The organism is Cobetia sp. UIB-001 (genome assembly GCF_044789135.1).
GTDB lineage: Bacteria > Pseudomonadota > Gammaproteobacteria > Pseudomonadales > Halomonadaceae > Cobetia > Cobetia amphilecti.
The window spans coordinates 3,908,266-3,931,934 of the sequence record NZ_CP058244.1; the positions used below are offsets into that span (position 1 = coordinate 3,908,266).

Consider the following 23,669-nt stretch of genomic DNA (forward strand, 5'->3'; position numbering starts at 1 on the left):
GGCGTCTGCGGCCCGGTTAGGGCCTGCACTCTTGTCGCATCGGTTGGATGCGGTCGGGGCTGATGGCCGGTCGGTACGGTTGGCGTACCCGGACCGGCGTATCCTTTGACAGGCGGACAGCGACTCAGCGTCTGTCCTTCACGCGGCGCTTCGAGGGTCGCCCGAATGGCCGCGCCCGCAATCAGGAATGGTCAAGAGTCCAACAGCCGCAAGGGGCTGTCAACTCAACCTTACGCCAGTGTGCGCCGCCTGCGCCAAATGCCACACCGATAACAACGAATCCGGCCATAAGCGTGCGTAAAACCTCACCAATGGCGATAAATTCGCAATTTTCTGCTTCGTGAATTTCAGCATGCCTCACGCCGGGTTGTCTTTTTGCGCCCGGGCGGCAGACACGAAAACGCCCCACCGCAAGCGGAAGGGCGTGCTTCCGTCACGGTGGGGCGTCACTCACGGGCGCACGAATCAGCGCGTGAAGGTCAGCTCCCCGCCCTCTTCGCCGACATGGATGACGTCACCGGGCACGAAGTCACCGCCCAGCAGGGCCTGGGCCAGCGGGTTCTCGATGCGGCTCTGGATGGCGCGCTTGAGCGGGCGAGCGCCATAGACCGGATCGAAGCCGGCCTTGGCCAGCAAAGCCATCGCCGGGTCGGTGATCTCGAAGCCGAGATCACGCTCGGCCAGACGCGCCTTGAGACGCTCAAGCTGAATGCCCGCGATGGAGGCGATCTGCGCCTGTCCCAGCGCGTGGAACACGACCACTTCATCGATGCGGTTGATCAGCTCCGGACGGAAGTGATTGCCGACGACTTCCATCACCGCCGTCTTCATGTCGTCGTACTGGAAGGCCGCCTTGCGCTCGGCACGCTCGTCGGCGCTTTCCGTGCTGCCCTCGTCTTCCGCCAGCTCGCCATTGAGGCCGCTCATGCGCTGGATCATTTCCGAGCCCAGGTTGGAGGTCATCACGATCACGGTATTGCGGAAGTCGACGGTGCGCCCCTGACCATCGGTCAGGCGGCCATCTTCCAGCACCTGCAGCAGGATGTTGAAGACATCCGGATGCGCCTTCTCGACCTCGTCGAGCAGCAGCACGGAGTACGGCTTGCGGCGCACGGCCTCGGTCAGATAGCCGCCCTCTTCATAGCCGACATAGCCGGGAGGCGCGCCGATCAAGCGAGCCACGGAATGCTTCTCCATGAACTCGGACATGTCGATGCGCACCATCGCCTCTTCGGTGTCGAACAGGAAGTTGGCCAGTGACTTGCAAAGCTCCGTCTTGCCGACACCGGTCGGGCCGAGGAACAGGAAGGAGCCGTTGGGACGATTCGGATCGGACAGCCCCGCGCGGGAGCGACGCACCGCATTGGATACCGCGATCACCGCCTCGTCCTGACCGATCACCTTCTCGTGCAGCGCCTCTTCCATGCGCAGCAGCTTGTCACGCTCGCCTTCGAGCATCTTGGCGACCGGAATGCCGGTCCAGCGCGAGACGACCTCGGCAATCTCCTCCTCAGTGACATTGGAGCGTAGCAGTACGTGGGCGGAGGTATCCGCCTCGCCGTCGCCGGCTTCGCTGATCTGCTTCTCGAGCCCCGGAATCACGCCGTACTGCAGTTCCGACATGCGACTGAGATCACCGGCGCGGCGTGCCTGCTCCAGATCGATACGCGCCTGCTCCAGCTCGGCCTTGAACTGGGCCGCGCCCTGGATGCTGGACTTCTCGGCCTTCCAGACTTCATCGAGGTCGGCGTATTCCCGCTCCAGCTCCGAGATCTGGTCCTCAAGCGCGCCGAGACGCTTGAGCGCCGCCTCGTCGGTTTCCTTCTTGAGCGCTTCACGCTCCATCTTGAGCTGGATCAGGCGGCGGTCGAGACGGTCCATCTCCTCCGGCTTGGAATCCAGTTCCATGCGGATACGTGACGCGGCCTCATCGATCAGGTCGATCGCCTTGTCTGGCAGCTGACGGTCCGTGATGTAGCGCGAGGACAGCCGTGCGGCGGCGATGATGGCGCTGTCGGTGATGTCGACCCCGTGGTGCACCTCATAGCGCTCCTTCAGTCCACGCAGGATGGCGATGGTGTCTTCCTCGCTGGGCTGGTCGACCTGCACCTTCTGGAAGCGGCGCTCCAGCGCGGCGTCCTTCTCGATGTACTGGCGATACTCGTCAAGCGTGGTGGCACCGACACAGTGCAGCTCGCCACGCGCCAGCGCCGGCTTGAGCATGTTGCCGGCATCCATCGCGCCTTCGGCCTTGCCCGCGCCGACCATGGTGTGCAGCTCGTCGATGAACAGGATGACCTGGCCTTCTTCCTGTGCCAGCTCCTTCAGCACCGACTTGAGGCGCTCCTCGAATTCGCCGCGGAACTTGGCCCCCGCCAGCAGCGAGCCCATGTCGAGGGACAGCACGCGCTTGTTCTTGAGGCCTTCCGGCACCTCGCCATTGACGATACGGCTGGCCAGTCCCTCGACGATGGCGGTCTTGCCGACGCCGGGCTCACCGATCAGCACCGGGTTGTTCTTGGTGCGACGCTGCAGCACCTGGATCGTGCGGCGAATTTCCTCGTCACGCCCGATCACCGGGTCGAGCTTGCCATCCCGCGCGCGCTCGGTGAGATCCAGGGTGTACTTGTTGAGCGCCTCGCGATTGTTCTCGGCATCGGCATCACCCACGGCTTCGCCACCGCGCAGCGCATCGATGGCGGACGTCAGGGCGGGCTTCTTGATGCCCGAGGAGGTGAACAGCTTGCCGAGATCACCACCCAGCTCCAGCGTAGCCAGCAGCGCGAGCTCGGAGGCGATGTATTGATCGCCGCGCTTCTGCGCTTCGCGATCGGCCAGATTCAGAAGCTTGCCGAGGACCTGCGAGGGCGCGACATTGCCGTCGAACTGGGACACGGTGGGCAGGTCATCCAGCTGGCGCTTGAGGCCGCTCATCAGGCTGGTGGCATCGCCGCCCGCCTTGTTGACCAGTGCCTTGAGCCCGCCATCGCGGTCTTCCAGCAGTGCCAGCAGCAGATGCTGCGGGTGAATTTCATTGTGGCCTCGCCCGACGGCGAGCGACTGGGCATCCGCCAGAGCGTTCTGCAGCTTGCTGGTGAGTTTGTCGATGCGCATGGTGCCTTCTCCTGAGAGTCATGGCGGTACTCCTTTTCTCAGGAGCTTCGCCTGTAACATTTCGTATCTGACTCTCAAGATGGGGGCTGGCGCACGGCTTTCAAGGCAGGATTCGCCGCGCTGCAGCATGTTGTGGCATTTGCCTGATCCAGGTCAGATTCCCACCGCCCCCGCCGGCCATCAGCTTTGTCACACACAGAAACGCCCCGCCAACCTGAGACATCAGGTCAACGGGGCGTTTGTGGGTACTGCATGTCGAGCTGGCGGAATGCGCTGAACCAAGACCCGATCAGAGATTCCTGACCAGCGCCTCAGCGCAGCCAGATCACCGTGGCGAGGCGTCCGGTCACGCCATCATCCCGCCGATGGGAATAGAAGCGGGATTCAGAGGCGGTACAGAAGTGGCCGCCACTGACATGACCGACCCCGGCACGCTCGAGACGCAGGCGTGCCAGCTTGTAGAGATCGCCCATGTAGTGACCGAGCCGGTAGGGGCTGGCCTCGAAGGCGTCATCGGCCTCGGGAAGGTCCGCGATGAAGGCATCACGCACCTCGGGGCCGACCTCGAACTGCGCATTGGAGATCGCCGGGCCCAGCCAGGCCATCAGCTCGCCGGGATCATCGCCGAGACGCTCGATGGTGGCTTCCAGCACGCCTTCGACCAGCCCGCGCCAACCCGCGTGTGCCACACCGACGCGCGTGCCCTGCCGATCACAGAACAGCACCGGCAGGCAGTCCGCCGTCATCACCACACAGGCCTGCCCGGTGCCGGTACTGATGCAGGCATCCCCCCGTGGCGGGGCATCCGGGCGGTCTTCGGCGTGGCAGACATCGAAGGCATCCACCACCTGAGTGCCGTGCACCTGATCCAGCCACGCCAGCGGACGACCGTCATCGACCTCCGCCGCAAGCAACTCACGCACCTGCGCCACCATCGCCGGGTCATCGCCGACATGCAGCGCCGGATTGAAGCCGGCATACGGCCCCTGACTGGGGCCGCTCTCACGCGTGGTCACGAAGGCCTGCACCGGGCTCGGCGCGGGCCAGTCCGGCAGTACCAGGGTCGGGCGTAGACTCTCGTCGTGCATAACCTCTCCTTGTGCGGCGTGTCGCGCGAGCCTGCCGCCTCAGCGAGCGATGTCTTCCTTGAGATAGTCGATCAGCACCAGCATGTCGCCCGGCATCTCGGCGCGGAATTCGACTTCCTTGCCCGTGATCGGGTGGATGAAGGCGAGACGACGGGCATGCAGTGCCTGACGCGGGAACTGACGCAGCAGCTCCTTGAGCGGGTCACTGGCCCCCGGCGGCAGCTTCAGACGCCCGCCGTAGACCGGGTCTCCGACCAGCGGATAGCGCTGGTGCGCCATGTGCACGCGAATCTGGTGGGTACGCCCGGTTTCCAGCTTGCAGCGGATATGGGTGTGACCCCGGAAACGCTCCACCACGCGGAAGTGGGTGACCGCCGGCTTGCCACTGTGAGTGACGGCCTGACGCTTGCGGTCCTTGGGGTGACGCCCGATGGGCGCATCCACGGTGGCACCGGAGGTCAGCACGCCCGTGACGACGGCGTCATACTCACGCGACACGGTACGGGCCTGCAGCTGCTCGACCAGGTCCGCCTGAGCGGTCAATGACTTGGCCACCACCATCAGTCCGCTGGTGTCCTTGTCGAGACGGTGCACGATGCCGGCACGCGGCATCATGGAATTGCCCGGACAATGATGCAGGATGGCGTTGAGCAGCGTGCCATCGTGATTACCCGCGCCCGGATGCACGACCATGCCGTGCTCCTTGTTGATGACCAGCACGTCGTCGTCTTCATAGACGATCTCGAGCTCGATATCTTCCGGCTCGTGGCTGACTTCTTCTTCAAGCTCGGCGGTCAGGGCCAGACGTTCACCGCCATAGACCTTCTCGCGGGGTTTGACGGCGGCACCGTCGAGGGTCAGCGCACCGGTCTTGATCCAGTGCTTGAGACGCTCGCGGGAATAGTCGGAGAAGATCTCGGCGCAGGCCTGATCAAGGCGCATGCCAATCATCGCCTCCGGGATCCGCTCTTCGCGGTTGATGGTGTCTGCCATATTGCTCTCTGAGGCCGTTTCGCACGAAAGGGCCTTTGCTTTATAGTGAGTGCGGATCGGCGGATTCTAGCATGCCCGCCATGGATTGCCCGAGATGAGGAAACCGATGCGCGCCCTTCCCTTGACTGCCCTCGCCCTGGCCAGCACCTTGCTGGCTGGCTGTGCGTCCAACGAGCCGGCACCGGATCTTCAGGAGCAGGACCTGTATCGTCAGGCCCAGGTTTCCCTGGATACCAGCCGCTTCAACTCCGCTGTGCAACAACTTGAAGCCCTGGATACTCGCTTCCCGTTCGGCAGCTACGCCGAACAGTCGCAGCTGGAGCTGATCTACGCCTATTACCAGGTCGACAACTGGGAGGCGGCACGCGCCGCGGCCAGCCGTTTCATTCGCCTGCACCCCGATCACCCGCAGGTCGATTATGCCTACTACATGCGTGGACTGGCAGCGTACAGCGCGGGTCGCTTCAGCCTGGAATCCCTCGATCTGATCGATATTTCCAAGCGTGACCTGGGCGCGACACGCGATGCCTACGTCGACTTCGGTGAGCTGGTACGTCGCTTCCCCAACAGCACCTACGCGGCAGATTCCCGTCAGCGCATCATCTATCTGCGCAACGTACTGGCGCGCGGCGAGCTGCAGACAGCCGATTTCTACCTGCGCAAGCAGGCCTATCTGGCTGCCGTGAAGCGGGGTGAGTGGGTCATTGAGCACTACCCTAACACTCCTGCCACCCGCGATGCGCTGGCCGTGATGGTCGAGGGCTATCTGGGCCTCGGTCTGCGTGACCGTGCCAGCGAGACGCTCAAGGTGCTGATCCAGAATGATCCGGACAACGAACGTCTGGATGGCCGCACCTTCGAGCCGCGTTACGTGAAGGCTGACGACCTGACGGTCTGACGACCGGCAGGCGTCACCATCGAAAAGCCCGTGATCATCGATCACGGGCTTTTTCGTGCTGCCAGCATGGCCAGAATCGTCGGATTCAGGCACTTTCAGCGTCTTGCGCAAAGAATCCGCAATCCGTCATTCGCCGGCTACCCAGCCATTGACGATCGGGTAGCGGCGGTCCCGCCCGAAGCCGCGCGGCGTGACGCGCACGCCTACCGGTGCCTGACGACGCTTGTACTCGGTACGGTCGACCAGACGCACCACGCGATAGACATCCTCTTCCTCGAAGCCTGAGCGGATGATCGCCTCGGCGCTCATGTCACCCTCGATGTAGTGGGTGAGAATCGCATCCAGGGTGTCGTAGTCCGGCAGCGAATCGCTGTCGAGCTGGTCTTCGGCGAGCTCGGCGGACGGCGGGCGCGTGATGACGCGCTCCGGAATCGCCGGGCCCATGGTGTTGCGCCAGTTGGCGAGACGGAACACCCAGCTCTTGTAGACATCCTTGAGCGCGTTGTAGCCGCCGACCATGTCGCCGTAGAGCGTGGCGTAACCCACCGCCATCTCGCTCTTGTTGCCGGTGGTCAGCACCATCAGGCCCTTCTTGTTGGAGATGGCCATCAGCAGCACGCCACGGCACCGCGACTGCAGGTTCTCCTCGGTGGTGTCGCGCTCGCTGCCGGCGAAGCTCTCCGCCAGGGTCTCGGTGAAGGCCTCGACCATCGGCGCGATGGGCATCACCTCGTAATTCACGCCCAGCAGCTTGGCCTGCTCGGCGGCGTCTTCCTTGGAGATGTCCGCGGTGTAGTGATACGGCATCATCACGGCATGCACGCGGTCCGCGCCCAGCGCATCGACGGCGATGGCCAGCGACAGACCGGAATCGATGCCCCCGGAAAGCCCCAGCACCACACCCTTGAAGCCGCTCTTGTTGACGTAGTCACGCAGCCCGGTGACCAGCGCACAGTAGAGCGACTCCTCCGGCGACAACAGCTCGGCGATCTCGCCACTCTGCGGCACCCAGTTGCCACCCTCTGCCTTGAGGAACTGCACCGGCATCAGGCCGACATCCCACCACGGCGCCTGCACGCAGGTCTTGCCGTCGGCATCGATGGCGGCAGAGCCCCCGTCGAAGACCAGCTCATCCTGACCGCCGATCTGATTGACGTAGACCAGCGGGCAATTGACCTCGGCTGCCCGCTCGGCGAACAGCTGATTGCGCTCGGCCGGCTTCTCCAGGTGATAGGGCGAGGCGTTGAGGCTGACGAGAATCTCGGCCCCGGCATCGCGCGCCTGACGGATCGGCGCGCCGTCCCACAGGTCTTCGCAGATGACGATACCCAAGCGGGCACCACGGCACTCGACCACACACGGCTCGCTACCCGGCGTGAAATAGCGCTGCTCATCGAAGACCTGATAGTTGGGCAAGGCCTGCTTGGCATACTCGGCGATCCACTCACCATCCTTGAGCACGCCGGCCAGGTTGTAACGCTTGCCGTCACGCATGCCGGGGTAGCCGACGATGACCATCACGCCCGGCGCGACCTTCTTCGCCATATGGGCGCGCGCCTCCTCGAGGCGGGATTCCATGGACTCGCGCAGCAGCAGGTCTTCCGGCGGGTAGCCGGTCAGACACAACTCGGGCAGCACTACGACATCGGCCTTGTGCTCAAGACTCGCTTCACGCACCGATTCGATGGCACGCGCAGTGTTGCCGGGAATATCACCGACCAGCGGGTCGAGCTGGGCCATCACCAGAGTCAGATCTTGCATGCGGTAAGGATCTCTCGATTGGCGGTTCGATAAGGGGCCAGTACACTGTGGCCAGACATCTGGCTCAGATCACTGAGCCGTGCACCGGCCCACCTGTCATCATGTTGGCCGCCATTGTCCCGCAAGGCCGCGCCGCTGGCAAAAGCCACGCGCGCCGCCTCATCTGGGAGTCATATAGGAATGAGCCTGTTGATCATCCGTCTGCTGGTTTTCGTCGCCCTGTTCTGGGCCGGCCTGCGCCTTTACCGCATGTATCGCCAATGGAAGCTGAGCCAGGACGACTACGGCAACGACAGCCCCGCCGAACGCGAGGCGCAGAACATGGTGCGCTGCGCCTACTGCGACCTGCATCTGCCGGAAAATGACGCCATCCGCCATGAGGCGCTGCACTTCTGCTGCCAGGAACACCAGCAGCACTTCCTCGACGAAGGACCGCGCAAATGATTCGCCACCGAGACGAGATGCTCGATGGCGAAAGACGGCAACCAATCCCTCAGGCCCAGCGGGTCTCACCGGCATCTGACGACGTATCCAGCGCAGCGATCTCGGCCAGCAGGGCCTCGGGCTGGTAGGGGGCGGGGTCGATGATCGGCGTACGCCCGAGCAGTTGATCCGCCAACAGACGGGTCGAGGCCGGCGCCAGTACCAGCCCATTGCGGTAATGGCCGGCATTGACGTGCAGGTGGCGGCGTTCAGGCACGGTACCGATGAAGGGCGTGCCGGACGGCGAACCGGGGCGCAGTCCCGCCCAGTGGTGCTCGACCTCACACTCCGCCAGCGCGGGGATGATCTCGCAGGCGCTCTTGATCAGTGACTCACGCGCCTCGGCGGTGGTCGCCTTGTCGAAGCCGACCTCCTCCAGCGTCGAGCCGGCCACGATGCGGCCATCGCCTCGCGGTATCACGTAGCGACCATTCTTGAGCACCACGCGCTCCACCAGTCCCTTGGGCGCCTTGAACAGCACCATCTGGCCGCGTACCGGCCGTACCGGCAGCGCAAGTCCTGCCTCACTCAGAATCTCTCGACTCCAGGCACCACCGCAGACCACGACCTGCCCAGCAGACAGCACCGAATTGGCGGTCTGTACGCCGATGGCGGTGTCGTCCTGCAGCAGAATGCCCTGCACCGCGACATTCTCCAGCAGGCGCACGCGCGGGTGAGCGTCGAGCGCGGCGCGCAGTGACTTGCCCAGACGCGGATTGCGGATGCTGCCCAGCGTCGGCATCCACAACGCCGACTCGCAACCGGGCGCGACCGCCGGAGCCTTGTCATAGACGAAGTCGGCGTCCACGCGCGTCAGCGGCTTGGCATATTCCCGGGACCAGGCCAGTGCCTGCTCGGCATCCTCGACATTCAGGTACAGCAGGCCCTGCTGGCGATATTCGGGGTCGATGCCGGTGGTCTCGATCAGGCGCTCGGCCAACGTGGGGTAGAAGCCTTCCGACCAGGCAGACAGGCGTGAGATCGGCGCGCTATAACGCCACGGATACAACGGCGAGACGATACCGCCGCCCGCCCATGACGCCTCACGCCCACACTGGCCTCGCTCGACCAGCGTGACCTCGGCACCGCCATCCGCCAGCTCCAGCGCGGTCAGCATGCCGATCACGCCACCGCCTACCACCACAAAGTCATTCACGCCTGTTCGCTCCTGCCATCAGCCCGGGAAAGGGATCAAGAATACGCCGCCCGCAAGGCGGTGCAAGCGAGCCGCGTGCAATCCAGCATTGCGCAGAGCCGAGCGCTTCACGGCTACCAGCAATCGCCATCGCCGGTCGTATCGCGGACACCGGTATTGGTGAGGGTCAGCGCGGGGCAGTCGGCATCGGCGCTTTGAGGCGCCACCGCGGTCGCGATGAGCGTGAAGCGCGTGGTCGTGGCGCCATCCTCCAGGCTCAGGGCGTAATAGCCTTCCGGCGACTCGGTGGCACGCCCCAGTCCTTCCTCATCACAATCACTGTCGCCGGCGATGCTGGTCGCGTAGCCACCGCAACGCGCCATGTAGCGCTCCTGGGCCTGGGCCAGTGACATCAGCGCCGCCTGCCCATCGGCACGACGCGAGCGGATCACCTGGTCCTGATAGCTCGGGTAGGCAATCGCCGCGAGAATGCCGACGATGACGATCACGATCATGATTTCCGTCAGCGTGAAGCCTGAGGCGAACCGACGCCGAGAAAGACGCGAACGGGAAGAGAGAAGACTGGCCATGAAGTGCTTCCTTGAAGAACGTGAATGAAGGGCTTGGGTGAAAGGCTTGGGAGAAAGACTTCAGTGAAAGACTCGGGCGCAAGACTCGGGCGAAAGACTCAGCCAAAAGGCATCGAGCAAGCCTGCCTGAAGGAAGTAAACCCTGATGAAAGGCAAGGCGCCGCCACCCGGGGAAGGCGTGGCGGCGCAGCGTGTCATCCTTGCCTCATGTCCGAGACGGGCTCAGCGCAGCTGATACCAGGAGACACGACCGGTGTCCGTCGAGCTGGACACGTTGAGATCATAGGAGGAGACACCACCCTCCTCGCTGCCCAGCGAACTGGTGCCCACGTAGACCGTATCGCCGACACTGACACTGGACGTCGGTGTACCGCTCAACTTGACGCTGACGATGACATTGCCGACGGCGACGGTGTCATCAACGAGGGTACCGACCAGGTCATCAGCGCTGAAGGCCTCATCCTGATTGAAATCGAAGATGGTCACGTAGCTGCCTTCGCTATCGTCGTAGGTCGGCAGACCTGTCTCGGTGTCCAGCGCGACCAGCCAGCCACCGCCGGTACTTTCACAGAAGTTGGTTCCAGTACTGGACGTGCTGGTGGAGAAGACCACCAGGTTGGAGAGCAGATTGGCCGGCTCGACCAGCTCTTCCTGCTCGGAGGCGTCCAGATCCAGATACCAGCCGAAGCGATCCGTGTCTTGATCCTCGAGCTGGCTGGGATAGTAGGCAAAGCTGTCGCCGCCAAGGGTCCGGCCTGTCAGCTCGCCGTTGGTGTAGCTGCCGCTGACGAAGTTGCGTGCCTCAAGGTCACTGCGCGTCAGGCTGGTATGACTGCCACCGGTATCCAGCACGGTGTAGAGGCTCTGCGTGACCCAGGCTTCATCTTCGGCGTCGGCGTACATGTCCTGGCCGGTCCCGAAGGACACCAGCAGATTGGGCGAGGTCATGGTGTGCGTCTCGCCGGAGTAGCGACTGAGTGTCGGCTTGACGGTGATCGGCTGCAGCGCGTCCGTCTGGCACTCCCCGCCGGTCAGGCTGGTAGCACAGGCCGTGAACAGGCGCGTGACATTCCACTTGCTGCTGTCGTCGTCACTGAGGTCAAACTTCCACAGTCGCCCCTGCAGGTCTCCGCCATAGGCGAAATCGACGGTGCCATTGCTGTCGAGGTCCGCGACCTGCAGGTTTGCCAATCCGCCGGTCACTCCGCTGGGGGACAGCTTGGCGATCACGCCGCCGGCATTGACTCCATCAAGCTCCAGCGCGAACAACGTCGGCGCGGCGTTCTCATCGGCCGTTTCCAGCCCGTTGCCGACCAGCACCGCGCTGTCGCCGTTGTTGAGGGTGACGATATGCGCGCTGCCGTAGACATGCCCCATGTCATCATCGTCGCTGGCACCGAATTCCCAGCGCACCACATCATCTTCATCAAAGTCTTCGCCTGCCACGGCCTTGGTGACATTGAGCGCGAACAGGCCGCGCCCACCGCCGGCGAGACCGGATACCAGCCACTCCTCACCATTCAGGCTGGCCAGACGCAGTTCACCGTCGACGTAGTAGCGATGCTGATAGCCCGGGTCCGTCAGATACCCCAGCCCTGCATCGTCCTCTTCGCTGTAGAGCAGTTCCGGAATATAGGCGAACTGTTCGTTGCCGGTCTTGAGGTCGAAGGCATGCAGCATGCCGTCGTTGGCCCCGACGAAGACACTGCCCTCTGTCGTCGAGTCTTCTTGAGTCACGACGACAGGCGACGAGCCGATGATGTCGCCCAGCTGGACGCCAGTGCGATTGCGCAGGCCATCACCTTCGTATTCATCGCTGCCCCGCAGCCACTCGATCGCCGCCTCCACATGGTCATCAGTGGAGTTGCCACCGACCTCCATGCGCGCGAGATCATTGCGCTGGCTGGAGCTCAGGCGGCCCGCGTTGTCGGTCGTGAACTCGACTCCGTTGCCGCCGGACATGGTGAAGACCGTCCGCGACTCAACACCATCCTTCTCTTCCAATGCCTCACTCAACTGGGTGGCAGCACTCCAGACCTGGTCGTCATCCTCGACATCCTTGCCCTCCTGTACCGACGAGGCCACCACATCCCCCGTCCAGGTCGAGGCGGAATAGCGGCTCTCGATCAGCTGGCTATCCGTCTCGACACTGGCCGTCGTCAGGTTGGTGGAGAGGCCGCTGACACTGTTGCCTACCGCGACGATCTCGGAGGCGATCGCCGCCAGGGCCGAGACGAGGTCCGTCGGACTGGAGGCATTGAAGTAGGAGCCCCCGCCATCGATCGCCGCCTGCTCCAGGTCATCAATGGTGCTGGAGCTGCTTTCGGTGACACGCTTTTTGCTGCTCCACTCATCACTGTCGGAGTCCACACCAAAGGCGACGGTATACGTCGTCATCACCTGCTTTTCATAGGTGCCACTGCCAAGGTTTTTGCGTAAATCAATATTGGCATAATAATAAGCGACATCCGCCAAGGTGGCATCGCCACCAGATCGGCCATTGCTTTGACGCCAGGTACGACCATCACCATTGGCATCACGAATATCTTTTTCAATCGCAGTGGAGTATGAAGAGTCCTCGGAATTCCAGAAACCATCGGTTATGAGGACAGTGAAATTCTGCTGACACATACCGCCTTCATCTGCAGAAATTATGGGGGAATCCCCGAGCCCCCTATAATCACCCTGGTAATATTTACCGGCACGATGAAGAGCCTCACGCAGTGGAGTTCCACGATAGGAATTATAATTGTATTCAGTATTCGGTATGATTTTGGAGCCAACGATAGCATCCTTCACTTCATCCAGATGATCATTACCACTGTCAGAGCTTGTTATTATTGAGACTATTGTTCCGATAGAATTGATGACCTCGCTTATCAATGTATCATATATATCATCAACTTCAGCTTGCTTGGCAGTAACAGAGTCTGGATTGATAGTCAAAAAGCCAGTGCGAAAATTAGTGCCTGCCAACAACTCCAAGGCAGCAGCCTTACCGACACCCAAACGATCACGATAGTAGGTAAACCAATTGGCGTAATTGATTTTTTCTTGTTCCGAAAGACTGTCACCTGAGAGTTTTACCTCAGTATCCGAATTACAGTTACTTCCAGTGTAGTAACGATAGTTCAAATCTGGATCGGTGAGATCAACCAGGTTACTGGTAACATCTCCTAAGTTGAAATCAACCCAGGTAGCAGTAGGATCCATATTGTCATAGCGTTCATCCCCATCCCCCTTTTTCCAAGGAAGATAAGTCTGATGAGGGTTATATGCTTGAGTATTTTGTGTGTAGCAGAAATACTTTCTATCCAAGTCAAGAGGTTTGAAAACAGTCTCACATTTCTTTTGTTTTCCCCACCACCTCTGTACCCACTCACACTCTTTCTGTTCGGCATAGACCAGGTCATATTTCTGAACAGAATCCCCACCCTCAAAAGTGTCTTCAAAAGACATCGAGCCCGAATCATCCAGCACCAGCAGGACGTTGGGAGTGACGCCGACACTCTGGGTGGTGGGCAACTGAAGTAGTGTGTCGCTGTCTGCCAGCACGGGCAATGCGACCAGCAGCCCGCCTGACAGCAAGGCCGGCAGGTGAATACGACGCAAGCCGCTGTGGCGGGGTGAGTGCTTCGATTTCATCGATAGATTCCCTTCAATCGGCCATCATGATTTCGCTTTGCACCACTGCCAGTGCACGCTTCTTGCTGTCGGGGTCACCTGCGCTCTCAAGACTCCAACCGGCGGCCGTGATGCGGAAGGCATTCAACAACTGACTGCTGCTCAGGTTGTCGTCATTCAGAACGCCTTCCGTCGTCTCCCCGAGATACTCGATGACATAGTTGCCGTTGTCCGCCGCATCACCGCTCAAGACCCCCTCTCCCTCCCAGGCGTCTGCCTGCAGAGGATCGAAGCCCAGCTCCTCCCCCGCCGTCACGTCGTAGAAGCCGTCCCCACCGAAATCATCCAGGGTCAGCTCCCCCTCGAGCAGACGACTCTCCGCCTGTTGCTGAAGGCTCTCAGCCTCCGCATAGGCGTTGTCGTAGAACTGGGTATTCATCAACATGCGGGTCTGCAACTGGGTATCTTCATTGCCCGTCACCGCCATCACGCCCACCACGATCAGCATGATCAGCACGACCAGCAATGCCATGCCTTGCTGGCGTGGCGGCCTGGGAGAACTTGCCTGGTTCATAGACCGATATTCCTCGGGCTCAGGGTGATATCGAAGGTGCGTTGCAACTCACCGTTCCCCTCTTCCTCGACATTGATCGTCGGCGGCGTCTTGAGGGTCAGGCTGATGTGGATCCGTCTGACGCTGCTCCAGTCGTTCGCGGCTTCCACTTCCGCCACGCTGCGCTCCACGGCAAAGCGACTCGCGCTACCGCTGCCGGAGGCCGTATCGAAGGTCAGGTCCAGCGCTTCGACGTATCGCGCCACTTCTTCGCCACAGCCTGCTGCCGGATCGCCAGCGACATCCTCGCCGTTCAGGCAGAGCCGAACGGGGGAGTCGTCATCGGCCTGTGACAGCAACAGGTACCAACGCTGCAGCGGATAGACATATGCCTGGGTCTGTATGGTGCCGCCATAGCCGTGCTCGACGGCGCTCGACAGATCAAGCGAGTTGTTGCCATCGCCCGAGAGGCGTGCGATATCGCCGCTCTCACAGTCGCTGATCAGCACGACGCTATCCGTCTCCAGCGTGCCGGAGGTGTAGTCCTCCAGGGTCAGCGAGGTATCGCCCTGGGCGACGCTCGCCCCGAGCTGCCAACCGCGCTGCGCTCCCAGCGCCGGTACCTGCAAGGCCAGACGGTCGTAGTTGATCCCCGCCACCGTGTCGGACTCGGCCGTCAGAGGAGAATCGGACAGCGCATGGCTGCCGGTACCATCACTGACACTGCTCACCGACGCACAACCGGAAAAGCCGGCATTGCGCACCAATGGCTGCAGGCGACGCGTGACGTGGCGCGCAGACTCCTGCAGGTAAGACACGGCAGAGGTCGTATTGAGGGTCGAGCGCGAGGCCAGAAAGTATTCCAGCGCCATGGCGGAGATGAACAGTCCCAGCACCAGCGCCAGCATCAATTCGACCAGGCCGACGCCCTGCTGGGCACGCCGTGAGGGAATCGAGCGCGGCGCCCGAGGCGAGCGCGACGCGAAGGCTCGCAGCGGGAGGGAGGCTTTCGACGACATCAGGGCACCACTCGTATCTGTAGGGTCTCGCTCAATGCCTGAGCATCGGCGTCCATGCTGTCTTCGTTCTGCCCGAGCTGCGCGGCACCGCTCCAGCCGAGGGTCAGGGTGAGAAGGTCACTGCCGCTGCTGGCGATGGACCCGACCGGCGCGTTCAGACTGCTGTCCTCAAGCCTGTCCGCCCACACCGCCACATCACGGGCCGCTAGCTCGGCAACACTGCAGGGACAACCGCCCGGATTTCCTGCCCCCGCAGTGGAAAGCCCATCGTAGTCATCCACGCCATCGGGATTGGCCTGAATGCGCTCTGCCATGCTGACCAGGAGAATACGGGCTTCGGTACGCGCGTAACTCTCGTTGTTGGCCTGCAGACTTTCCATCTGCATGAGCCCGAACCCCAGCAATGTCAGCCCCATCAACAGCAGAGCGATCAACGCCTCCAGCAGGCTGGTACCTTGCTGGCTACCGCTTGCGCGGGGCATGCCAAGCTCAGCAACTCTGGTCATCGCTGCCATAAGTCTCCGTCAATACTCGTCCGATGGGAGTCAATTCAAGCTGGCGATGGCCCTGCCCGCCCGACTGATCGCAGATCAACAACCAGGTGGAATCCGAGGTCGCGCCCTGATCATCGAAAGTCACGCCGGCAACACCCGCCTGCACGGTGATGGCGGCATCAAACACGCGCAACAGGTCATCGCCCAGCGACGCCCGTGCCTCGGCCTGACTGCCCTGCACCACCGCCCAGCCATTGCTCCAGCTGGTGGAATTCATGCAGGCGTCACCCTGCGCATTCAGAGGGCAGAGCGTGATGTCGTTGCCGCTGGCCACCGCCTCGCTACGCGCATAGTTGATGGAAGTCACGAGCGTCTCGGCCGTGCCGGTGACGGCGTTGCGCGCGACCACCCCCTGCCAGGCGGGGACGGCAATCGTGATCGTGATCACGAGAATGGCCAGTGTGATCATCAGCTCAATCAACGTGAAGCCTTGCTGGCGGCCCTGCTGACATCCATGCCGAAGTGCAGGAAAAAGCTGCATCGTCTTACCCCTGAAAGCCACGCAGGCCAAAGCACCCTGCAGGGCGTGAAATTGGGCAATTTAACGTCTATGAACCACAGATGGAATCATTATGTTACACAAGATTACCCATCATTCCGAAAACTCCCCATAATCACCGTTATTCCATATTTCTCGACTGAACCTCATCCACCAGACAAAAAAAGCCCCGATCATCGTAGATCGAGGCTTCAGGCGCTTGCCATGCAATGTCGGCTGTCAGTGACTACCAACAATCACTGCTATCGGTGTCTTCCGAGTCCTCAAGGACTGCCGCTCCCTTCACTCCCAACTCCGTGAGCGTAAAGGTGGCGCAGTCCGCATCATTGGCCTGACTGCCGATAGCAGTGGCAGTCAGGGTATAGCTGTCTGCATCCCCTGCGACGGCCAGGTTGTAGAAGCCTTCCTCGCTGACGGCATCTGCCTGGCCCAGCCCGATACCACCGCCACCGCCTCCAAGCGCATCTCCACAGCTGGTCGCCGCTGTCACGCTGGCCGTCGCGTATTCACCGCAGGTGGCCATGATGCGCTCCTGGGTCTGGGCCAGCGCCAGCAAGGCGGTGGTGGCGTCGGTACGACGTGAACGCTCCACCTGATCCTGATAGCTGGGATAGGCGATCGCCGCCAGAATGCCGATGATGGCCACGGCAATCATGAGTTCCAGCAGACCGAAGCCGCCTTGTGCCCGAGCCCCCCCTGTTCGCCTGATCATCAGCGCCCCCGACGCAGCAGCGTGATGTCGATGACCTGCTTCGGCTCACCACGTGGGTCGAAGCGCACCTCGACCTCCTGCCCCGGCGTGAGGTGGAAGGCCTTCAGCTCGCGCCCATTGCGATTGAGTATCCGGCTATCCGGCTGAAGCACGAACCCCATGTCGTCGACGAGCAGCTGATCCCCCTCTCGCTCGTCGATGACGCCGGTGACGCTCTGCTCCATGACCAGCGGAATCGGGGCATCTTCCGCCAGGGCCTGGGAGCCCCAGCTCGTGAAGAGCAAGCCCGCCGCCAGCATCAGTCCACTACCAGTCAGCTTGAGTCGTGATGTCTTCATGGTCTCTCTCCTAGCGCAGCTGATACCAGGCACTACGGCCTTCCAGCCCATCGATCCCGAAGTCCATGGCCATTTCGACCACCTGATTGGTGCCACCCTGACCGACATACTGGGTATCACCCAGGAATTTCGGTGAGGTGGGCTCGCCTTCTGTCTTGATCGAGAGTACGACCTGATTGTTGACGTTGTCGCTCGCGTTGACCTCGCCATCAGCGTTGTAATCAAAGACCTGCTGCACATTGTTGTAACTGCGTACCGGCTGCAGGCCGTTGCGCAAGCTGAGCGCATTCAGCCAACCACTGGCACCGCCAGTACAGGGGCCATTGGAGCCCGGGATGGTGGTATTGAAGACAATCAGATCACCACGGACAGCCGGGATGGTCACCAGACGCTCACCGGAGTCCGGTAGCTCCAGGTACCAGCCGTACTGCATACCATTGTTGTTCTGATTGGAATAATCGACGCCTACCCCCGTGACCGTACGCGCGTCACTCACGCCACTGATATTGGAGAAGCTTTGCTTTTCCAGCTGGCCATGATGACGGCGAGTCGAGGACCCGGTATGCAGCACGCTGTAGAAGGATTGCGTCGAGGTATCGACCGCATCCTGCAGCGTCAGCAATTGCCCGGTGCCCCAGTACACATTCAGGTACGGCGTATCGACGGTGCTGTTGAAGACACCGCTGCGTGCCACGGCTACCCGCGATGTGATGGGCTGTCGGGAAGCTGCCGGACAGATCGATGACGTGCTGTTCAAGGCAACGGCACATGACTGGAACAGACGCGACATTTCGCTGCTGCCGATGTTGCTCAGCGAGAACTCGCGCATGTCGAACACCCAGACATTGCCATGCAGGTCGCCGGCATAGACCCAGTCGGTGATGCCATCGGCATCGACGTCGGCCAGCTCAGGGCTCGACATGCCATTGCAGTCACTGCTGCCAGAGGTGCACGACCCACCGGCATTGCTGCCCTGTTGAGAATCCAGCAGCGCATAGTTGTCGGGATCTTCCAGGTCCACGATGAACAACTTGGCACGCCCATCGCTGTCGGCGTTGTAGCCATTGCCGAAGATGGCATACCACTTGCCGTCATCCAGACGCGCTACCTGAATATCGCTGAAGGTATAGCCGAGGTCCTCGTGCGTGAATTCCCACTGCACGATCTCGCCCGGCGAGGTGCCGTCGGATTCACCCAATGATTCGAAGCCTTCAGGATCGGTGATATCCAGCATGTAGACTGCCTTGCCGCCAGCGCCCAGCCCACCCAGCAGGACCGAGTGCCAACCGGGCGCATCCTCATCCCCCAACTGGACATGCACGTCACGCGCGACCGGAGTGGCATCGACATAGTACTGGTGCACATAGTTCTGATCAGCGAGCTGGCGAATACCGCGCCCGCTCTCGATGCTGAAGGCGGCATACGGCATGTAGGCGAACTTCTCTTCACCGGTCTCCATGTCGATGGCGTGCAGCATGCCGTCGTTGGCACCGATGTAGATCATGTTCTGGCGGTCCTCATACAGCGTCTTGAAGGAGCGGTACGAAGACACTTCCATGTCATTGCGATAGCTGGCCGAAGGCGGCCCGACGATCGCCGGCGAGGCATGCACGATATCCCCGAGATAGTTGTCGTCACGCTCGCGGAACAAGGTGCCTTCGTAGGCATCGTCACCCTTGAGATAACCGATCAGGTTCTCGAGATCCGACGTTCTGACGCCAAGATCAGCGCCATCCAGCTTCAGGAAGGTACCGGTAGTATCCAGGACGCGTCCCGTCAGCTGAGCCACGCCACTGGTGACGCCTCCGACCACTGAGCCGACACCGCCAAGAATGCCATCATCATCATCATCGTCGTCATCGTCGTCATCGTCGTCATCGTCGTCGTCATCATCCCGGACGGTTCTCCGCAGCGTTGCCAACAGCGTTTCTGACAGCAGGGTCTCATCGAGGAAGCCCACGAGGTCCAGTACCTGTTCGGCCTCCAGTGATCCGGCCTCCTCGATATTGAAGAAGAACGCCTTCTCATCCACTTCGGAGATCCCCGGGTTGTAGGTGATCACCTTGCGGCTGGAGCTACGGCTATCATCGTCACGCAACCACTCCGCGACGGACCAGTCCGAGGTGGCGCTCAAGGCGCCATTGGTGCCGATCTTGCGTGCAACGACATCGCCCGACCAATCGGCGGGATCATAGATGGTCTGAATCACATAAGCGCCTCTGGTCTGCCCACCACTGCTGATGTCCAGGCTACCGGTGCTGGCCGCGCGTCCTGCGATGGACTGCGCGATATTGTTCAGCGCATCAATCAATGCCTGCGGATTGGCGGCGCTGAGATATTCACCACGTCCGTTCCAGGCCGCATGACGCAGATCATCGATGGTGGTATTGGCATTGGCGGAAGGCTTCGGCCAGGTGAAGGCAGACTCGAGATCAGCAGGGTTCTCGGACAGCGAGCCATCCACACCGAAAGCGACGGTGTAGGTCACCATGTGCTGAGCAGAGTTTTCATCCACTCCCGGTATGGTAGGCACGCTGTCGATCAAGTCAGTCCGCAGGTCCTCGCGATAATATTTCATCGCGACATCGCCAAGCGTATTGGAATAGCTGTCACGGTGACTGGCACTGATGAAGTCGCCGCTGCCACCGTCGACGTTGCCGACACTGGGGCTGGAGCCATTCCAGTAGCCATCGGTCATCATGATGGAATAGTTCTGCTGGCACATGCCGCCCTCATCCGCACTCAGGATGGGAGCATTGCTTCCAGTGCTGGAATAATACTCACCGGCATTCTTGAGCGAGGTACGCAGAGGGGTGCCACCGGAGGGATAGGCGGTAAACAGCTCCTCCAGCAGGTCTTCACGCTCATCGACATCCGTCATGTCCGCAACGTTGCGGTTGTTGCGGCCCTGGATGGTGCGCAACCCCACCCGGGACTCGTTGGCGTTGATCACACCGGCCATGGCGGATTTGGCCACGGACATGCGGTCGCGGTAATACGTGAACCAGTTGGCGAAGTTGACTTGCTGAGCCGCGGACAGGTCTTCCACTTCAACGACATGATCTTCGTCTAGATACAAGCGCCCTGAATTGTTTCTATAGACGCCGCATTCACCATAGTCATAGTCCCCGTCGCCATTGTCGTCCCAGCGAACGTAGTAGACATCATCCTTCATCCTGGCCGAGCTGGTGGGCTCGTAAGGATCCTCACGGACATTCGACAGGCTCATGTTTTGATAGGCGATTCCCAGTCGGTCAGCCCCCGCCCACGGGGTGTAGGTCAGCGCCGGGTTGTAGGCCATGACATTGAAGCCCATGCAGGCCCCGACCGCCCCGCCAAGATCCGTATAGGAAACGATACGATCATCGGCATCATGGTTGTTCTCTATCCAGATCCCGCTCTTGGAATACACCCCGGTGTATCCCATCAGCGAGGAAGCCGGCTGGAGACTCCAATGTTCCACCCCCTTGTTGAGAGTGTCTTCCCAGGCCATGCTGCCCGAATCATCCAGAATGAACAGGATATTGGGCTGAACCCCGGTCGCTTCCGTGACCGGGGCGCGGGCGATTTCCCCGGGGGCCGCCAGACAGGGCAAGGCGACAAGGCACAGGGCACCACTCAGCAGATAACGCATATTCATGCTCCTCTCAGAAGTAAGGGCCCAGTTCCATCTCGCTTTGCACTACTGTCCAGGAGGCACCATTGCCGCCCCCCGTGCCCATCGCGTTGATACGGAAGGCATCCAGGCGCGTGCCCACCGCATTCACTTCGTTGCTGGCATTCAGCGGCGGCTCGCCGACCTTACCCAGATACTCGATCACATAGGCTCCGATGACCGCACCGGTATCACTGTCCAGCGTCTGGATACCGCTGGCTTGCCAATCCGCTTCCGAGAGCGGGTTGATCGGCGGTGCATCCTCGGGCAGTGCCAGCATCAGGCCGGCCGAGTCATCGAAGCTGTCCAGGCTCCAGGTGCCATCCTCCAGGCTTTCCTGCAGCGCGCGCTCACCGATGCTCAGGCTGGTTTCCGCGTTGTAATAGGACTGCTCGAAGTTGCGGCTGTTGACGGCCATGCGTGTCTGCAGCTGACTGTCCTCGACCCCGGTCACGGCCAGCAGGCCGATCACGACCAGCATGATCAACACGATCAGCAAGGCGACACCTTGCTGACGTGCTGGCCCCCGAGTGACCGCGCAGACTCTGGACGTTGAAGACGATGTATTCATCAGCTGCCCCTCAGTTGCAGATTGCGCGGTGTGAACGTGAGATTGAAGGTTCGCGTCAAACGCCCATCGTTATCCCCACCCGGCACCACTCCCGGCAGGCTCTCGAGCGTCAGGGCGATCTCGATACGGCGCACCTCATCCCAACGGCCTTCGCTGCGCACCGTGGCGGCCGGCACCTTGACGCGGTCGACACTGCCATTGCCGGTGGTATCCAGGCTGAAACTGACATCGAAGCCCTGTACGCCGGAGGCCAGTTCTTCGCGTGCGAAAGCGGCATCGATACGGTCGATATACAGTGCACGCACCGAAGAATCGTTGGCCTGGTCATCCAGCCGCAGCTCCCAGGCCTGCACCGGGTAGAGATAGGCATTCGAGGACTGAGAGCTGCCATAGGAACGTGACAGGGTGTCATTGGTTTCCACATTGCCCTGGGTGGTGCCCGACACCCTGAAGACATCGGTGCTGCTGCAATCACTGACCAGCGCATACTCGTTGGTCACGAAGGCATCTTCGCTACCGTTGCGCACGGACAGTGGGCCGCCCAGCGACGTCATGCTGCTGGTCAGCGTGGTTTCATCGCCGTCCTTGCTGGCAGCGACGAACGTCAGATTGAAATAGCTGAGGCCCCGCTGGGTACGCTGCTGACCACCGAAAGGCGCCGTGAGGTCATGGGAGGCATCCACCGAGCTGGCATTGGTGATATCGCGGCTATTGGCACAGCCTGCGTAGCCCACATTGCGCATCAGCGGCTGGAGCCGGAAGGACACGTAGCGGGCCGATTCCTGCAGATAGGAAAGCGCCTCCTGGGTGCTCACGGTACTGCGTGAGGTCGAGAACATCTGCACGGCCATCGCCGTGATCAGCAGCCCCAGCACCAGGCTGATCATCAGCTCGACAAGCCCCACACCCGCCTGACGCTTCATGCCATGAGGGCGGGTGGTGGCGGGGGCGAAGCGTCGGCGGACCGATGCAGGGGAACAGCGATTCATGGCTCTACCTCGAAACGATAGGTCTGCTGGTCAACTCCCCCGCTGATGGGGTCACTCCACTGCACCTGGACACTGACATCGTGAACGCCGATACCGGCGCCGCCGACAACACGCTCGTCGACGTCCACGCTGCCGACGCCGCTGGTCAGCGTGGAGCCGATGATGGCGTCACGCCAATCAATGATGTCCTGGTCCGCCAGCTCTGCGGGCACGCAGTCCGAGCTGCATCCATCCGCGGGCGCATTGGTGGTATCGGCATCATCATATTGACCGATGGCCTCAAGGTTGGCGCGGATACGCTCAGCCATGTCCAGCGACAGCAGTTGTGCCACGGTATTGCTGTAGCTGACGCGCTGATGTTGAAGCGTCTGAACTTGCAACAACCCCAGCCCCAGCAGGGAAACCCCCAGCAGCATGACCGCGACCAGCGCCTCGATCAGGCCGACGCCGCGCTGTGAATGCCGAGCGGAACGCCGCCGCTGCAGGCGAGACAGCAATGTCTTCCTCAGCGCTCGCGGCTGCAGGGCTTGCTTGAGGGATGTGGTCATCAACGATGCTGTCATGAGCAGTCCCCTCCTGATTCAAGGCGTACACGGCCTGAAGGCGCCACTACCACAGAGGTAGCATCGGATGCCGCACAGAACACCAGCGTACTGTTGCCACTAGTCAGCGTGCCGCGATCGTTGTAGGTGATCCTGGAGGCGCCGCCCGACTGGGCAACCGCATTGCTGTCCTGATGGATCCACAGGCGGTCGTCGAGGGTGAAGTTGGAAGTATTCCCGACATAGACGACCCAGCCATTCGCCCAGTCATCGTCGCAGGTCGTGGGGTTGGGGGTGGCGACGCTCGGCGCATAGGGACAGACACTCACATCCACACCGCGCGTGGTGGCGGTGCTGCGCGCCATGCCGAGCGCATGGGTCAGGGCACGCACATCGGACTCCACCTGAGAGCGCTGCACCAGGCCTTGCCAGGCCGGCACCGCCCAGGTCGCGATGATGGCAATGATCGCCACTGTCACGACCAGCTCGATCAGGGTGAAACCACGGGATTGGCGCATGAGAGATACTTCTCCTTGCCGCTGAGGGTCGAC

At 61.5% G+C, this 23,669-nt stretch carries 20 protein-coding genes; 2 read left to right on the forward strand and 18 right to left on the reverse strand.

Features of this window, described 5'->3' with window-relative positions; translation table 11 throughout:
• Nucleotides 1-465: 465 nt before the first annotated feature.
• The 3 genes from clpB to rluD all read right to left on the reverse strand — a co-directional run bounded on the left by clpB (nucleotide 466) and on the right by rluD (nucleotide 5,195).
• Complete coding sequence (gene clpB / locus HA399_RS16145; protein WP_404325498.1) at nucleotides 466-3,114, reverse strand: ATP-dependent chaperone ClpB; 2,649 nt, start codon at nucleotides 3,112-3,114, stop codon at nucleotides 466-468.
• Between the two features lie 311 nt (nucleotides 3,115-3,425).
• The gene (gene pgeF / locus HA399_RS16150; RefSeq protein WP_404325499.1) at nucleotides 3,426-4,202 is read right to left on the reverse strand and encodes a peptidoglycan editing factor PgeF; all 777 of its coding nucleotides are present in this window, start codon (nucleotides 4,200-4,202) and stop codon (nucleotides 3,426-3,428) included.
• A 39-nt stretch (nucleotides 4,203-4,241) separates the two neighbouring features.
• Nucleotides 4,242-5,195 (reverse strand): 23S rRNA pseudouridine(1911/1915/1917) synthase RluD, encoded by a 954-nt coding sequence (rluD, locus tag HA399_RS16155; RefSeq protein WP_054556942.1) that lies wholly within the window; start codon nucleotides 5,193-5,195, stop codon nucleotides 4,242-4,244.
• A gap of 94 nt (nucleotides 5,196-5,289) precedes the next feature.
• Between rluD and HA399_RS16160 the strand changes: the two genes are divergently transcribed.
• Nucleotides 5,290-6,093 (forward strand): outer membrane protein assembly factor BamD, encoded by an 804-nt coding sequence (locus HA399_RS16160; RefSeq protein WP_054556941.1) that lies wholly within the window; start codon nucleotides 5,290-5,292, stop codon nucleotides 6,091-6,093.
• A 126-nt stretch (nucleotides 6,094-6,219) separates the two neighbouring features.
• Here HA399_RS16160 and HA399_RS16165 read toward each other — a convergent pair whose 3' ends face one another.
• Nucleotides 6,220-7,854 carry an NAD+ synthase gene (locus tag HA399_RS16165; RefSeq protein ID WP_404325501.1) on the reverse strand — a complete coding sequence of 545 codons (1,635 nt, stop codon included), beginning with the start codon at nucleotides 7,852-7,854 and terminating at the stop codon, nucleotides 6,220-6,222.
• Nucleotides 7,855-8,034: 180 nt separating this feature from the next.
• Between HA399_RS16165 and HA399_RS16170 the strand changes: the two genes are divergently transcribed.
• Complete coding sequence (locus HA399_RS16170; RefSeq protein ID WP_043337174.1) at nucleotides 8,035-8,298, forward strand: PP0621 family protein; 264 nt, start codon at nucleotides 8,035-8,037, stop codon at nucleotides 8,296-8,298.
• 49 nt (nucleotides 8,299-8,347) lie between these two features.
• Here the strand turns inward: HA399_RS16170 and thiO are convergent, their stop codons facing one another.
• From thiO to HA399_RS16240, 14 genes are all read right to left on the reverse strand, one after another.
• A complete protein-coding gene (gene thiO / locus HA399_RS16175; protein WP_404325502.1) occupies nucleotides 8,348-9,493 on the reverse strand; it encodes a glycine oxidase ThiO in 1,146 nt (381 codons plus the stop codon).
• A gap of 113 nt (nucleotides 9,494-9,606) precedes the next feature.
• Nucleotides 9,607-10,062: a type IV pilin protein gene (locus HA399_RS16180; protein WP_404325503.1), complete on the reverse strand. Its 456-nt coding sequence runs from the start codon at nucleotides 10,060-10,062 to the stop codon at nucleotides 9,607-9,609.
• A gap of 222 nt (nucleotides 10,063-10,284) precedes the next feature.
• Entirely contained in the window at nucleotides 10,285-12,459 is a 2,175-nt protein-coding gene (locus HA399_RS16185; protein WP_404325504.1) for a pilus assembly protein, read from the reverse strand.
• 1,261 nt (nucleotides 12,460-13,720) lie between these two features.
• Nucleotides 13,721-14,260 carry a hypothetical protein gene (locus HA399_RS16190; RefSeq protein ID WP_303570889.1) on the reverse strand — a complete coding sequence of 180 codons (540 nt, stop codon included), beginning with the start codon at nucleotides 14,258-14,260 and terminating at the stop codon, nucleotides 13,721-13,723.
• Nucleotides 14,257-15,258 carry a PilW family protein gene (locus HA399_RS16195; RefSeq protein ID WP_404325505.1) on the reverse strand — a complete coding sequence of 334 codons (1,002 nt, stop codon included), beginning with the start codon at nucleotides 15,256-15,258 and terminating at the stop codon, nucleotides 14,257-14,259. Before HA399_RS16195 ends, HA399_RS16190 begins: the two co-directional genes overlap by 4 nt.
• Nucleotides 15,258-15,740: a hypothetical protein gene (locus tag HA399_RS16200; protein WP_404325506.1), complete on the reverse strand. Its 483-nt coding sequence runs from the start codon at nucleotides 15,738-15,740 to the stop codon at nucleotides 15,258-15,260. The genes HA399_RS16195 and HA399_RS16200 overlap by 1 nt, the downstream gene beginning before the upstream one ends.
• Before the next feature lie 7 nt (nucleotides 15,741-15,747).
• Nucleotides 15,748-16,293, reverse strand: coding sequence for a GspH/FimT family pseudopilin (locus HA399_RS16205; RefSeq protein WP_082388836.1), 546 nt, complete (start codon nucleotides 16,291-16,293; stop codon nucleotides 15,748-15,750).
• Between the two features lie 244 nt (nucleotides 16,294-16,537).
• Nucleotides 16,538-16,966 (reverse strand): type IV pilin protein, encoded by a 429-nt coding sequence (locus tag HA399_RS16210; RefSeq protein WP_404325508.1) that lies wholly within the window; start codon nucleotides 16,964-16,966, stop codon nucleotides 16,538-16,540.
• 56 nt (nucleotides 16,967-17,022) lie between these two features.
• A complete protein-coding gene (locus HA399_RS16215; protein ID WP_043335952.1) occupies nucleotides 17,023-17,361 on the reverse strand; it encodes a hypothetical protein in 339 nt (112 codons plus the stop codon).
• 10 nt (nucleotides 17,362-17,371) lie between these two features.
• Nucleotides 17,372-20,995: a pilus assembly protein gene (locus HA399_RS16220; protein ID WP_404325510.1), complete on the reverse strand. Its 3,624-nt coding sequence runs from the start codon at nucleotides 20,993-20,995 to the stop codon at nucleotides 17,372-17,374.
• Nucleotides 20,996-21,008: 13 nt separating this feature from the next.
• Nucleotides 21,009-21,515 (reverse strand): hypothetical protein, encoded by a 507-nt coding sequence (locus HA399_RS16225; protein WP_052384819.1) that lies wholly within the window; start codon nucleotides 21,513-21,515, stop codon nucleotides 21,009-21,011.
• Nucleotides 21,516-21,586: 71 nt separating this feature from the next.
• Nucleotides 21,587-22,576 (reverse strand): prepilin-type N-terminal cleavage/methylation domain-containing protein, encoded by a 990-nt coding sequence (locus HA399_RS16230; protein WP_348471597.1) that lies wholly within the window; start codon nucleotides 22,574-22,576, stop codon nucleotides 21,587-21,589.
• Complete coding sequence (gene pilV / locus HA399_RS16235) at nucleotides 22,573-23,139, reverse strand: type IV pilus modification protein PilV (protein ID WP_404325512.1); 567 nt, start codon at nucleotides 23,137-23,139, stop codon at nucleotides 22,573-22,575. The genes HA399_RS16230 and pilV overlap by 4 nt, the downstream gene beginning before the upstream one ends.
• A complete protein-coding gene (locus tag HA399_RS16240) occupies nucleotides 23,136-23,636 on the reverse strand; it encodes a GspH/FimT family protein (protein ID WP_347421810.1) in 501 nt (166 codons plus the stop codon). The genes pilV and HA399_RS16240 overlap by 4 nt, the downstream gene beginning before the upstream one ends.
• Between the last annotated feature and the right edge of the window lie 33 nt (nucleotides 23,637-23,669).

Coding starts and splice junctions, on each gene's coding strand:
- HA399_RS16190 (WP_303570889.1), bottom strand. CDS start 14,260: ATGAACCAGGCAAGTTCTCCCAGGCCGCCACGCCAGCAAGGCATGGCA.
- HA399_RS16220 (WP_404325510.1), bottom strand. CDS start 20,995: ATGCGTTATCTGCTGAGTGGTGCCCTGTGCCTTGTCGCCTTGCCCTGT.
- clpB (WP_404325498.1), bottom strand. CDS start 3,114: ATGCGCATCGACAAACTCACCAGCAAGCTGCAGAACGCTCTGGCGGAT.
- HA399_RS16215 (WP_043335952.1), bottom strand. CDS start 17,361: ATGAAGACATCACGACTCAAGCTGACTGGTAGTGGACTGATGCTGGCG.
- HA399_RS16160 (WP_054556941.1), top strand. CDS start 5,290: ATGAGGAAACCGATGCGCGCCCTTCCCTTGACTGCCCTCGCCCTGGCC.
- HA399_RS16165 (WP_404325501.1), bottom strand. CDS start 7,854: ATGCAAGATCTGACTCTGGTGATGGCCCAGCTCGACCCGCTGGTCGGT.
- HA399_RS16185 (WP_404325504.1), bottom strand. CDS start 12,459: ATGACGACGTATACCGTCGCCTTTGGTGTGGACTCCGACAGTGATGAG.
- HA399_RS16170 (WP_043337174.1), top strand. CDS start 8,035: ATGAGCCTGTTGATCATCCGTCTGCTGGTTTTCGTCGCCCTGTTCTGG.
- rluD (WP_054556942.1), bottom strand. CDS start 5,195: ATGGCAGACACCATCAACCGCGAAGAGCGGATCCCGGAGGCGATGATT.
- HA399_RS16200 (WP_404325506.1), bottom strand. CDS start 15,740: ATGCCCCGCGCAAGCGGTAGCCAGCAAGGTACCAGCCTGCTGGAGGCG.
- HA399_RS16240 (WP_347421810.1), bottom strand. CDS start 23,636: ATGCGCCAATCCCGTGGTTTCACCCTGATCGAGCTGGTCGTGACAGTG.
- HA399_RS16230 (WP_348471597.1), bottom strand. CDS start 22,576: ATGAATCGCTGTTCCCCTGCATCGGTCCGCCGACGCTTCGCCCCCGCC.
- pilV (WP_404325512.1), bottom strand. CDS start 23,139: ATGACAGCATCGTTGATGACCACATCCCTCAAGCAAGCCCTGCAGCCG.
- pgeF (WP_404325499.1), bottom strand. CDS start 4,202: ATGCACGACGAGAGTCTACGCCCGACCCTGGTACTGCCGGACTGGCCC.
- HA399_RS16210 (WP_404325508.1), bottom strand. CDS start 16,966: ATGATTGCCGTGGCCATCATCGGCATTCTGGCGGCGATCGCCTATCCC.
- HA399_RS16205 (WP_082388836.1), bottom strand. CDS start 16,293: ATGCAGCTTTTTCCTGCACTTCGGCATGGATGTCAGCAGGGCCGCCAG.
- HA399_RS16180 (WP_404325503.1), bottom strand. CDS start 10,062: ATGGCCAGTCTTCTCTCTTCCCGTTCGCGTCTTTCTCGGCGTCGGTTC.
- HA399_RS16195 (WP_404325505.1), bottom strand. CDS start 15,258: ATGTCGTCGAAAGCCTCCCTCCCGCTGCGAGCCTTCGCGTCGCGCTCG.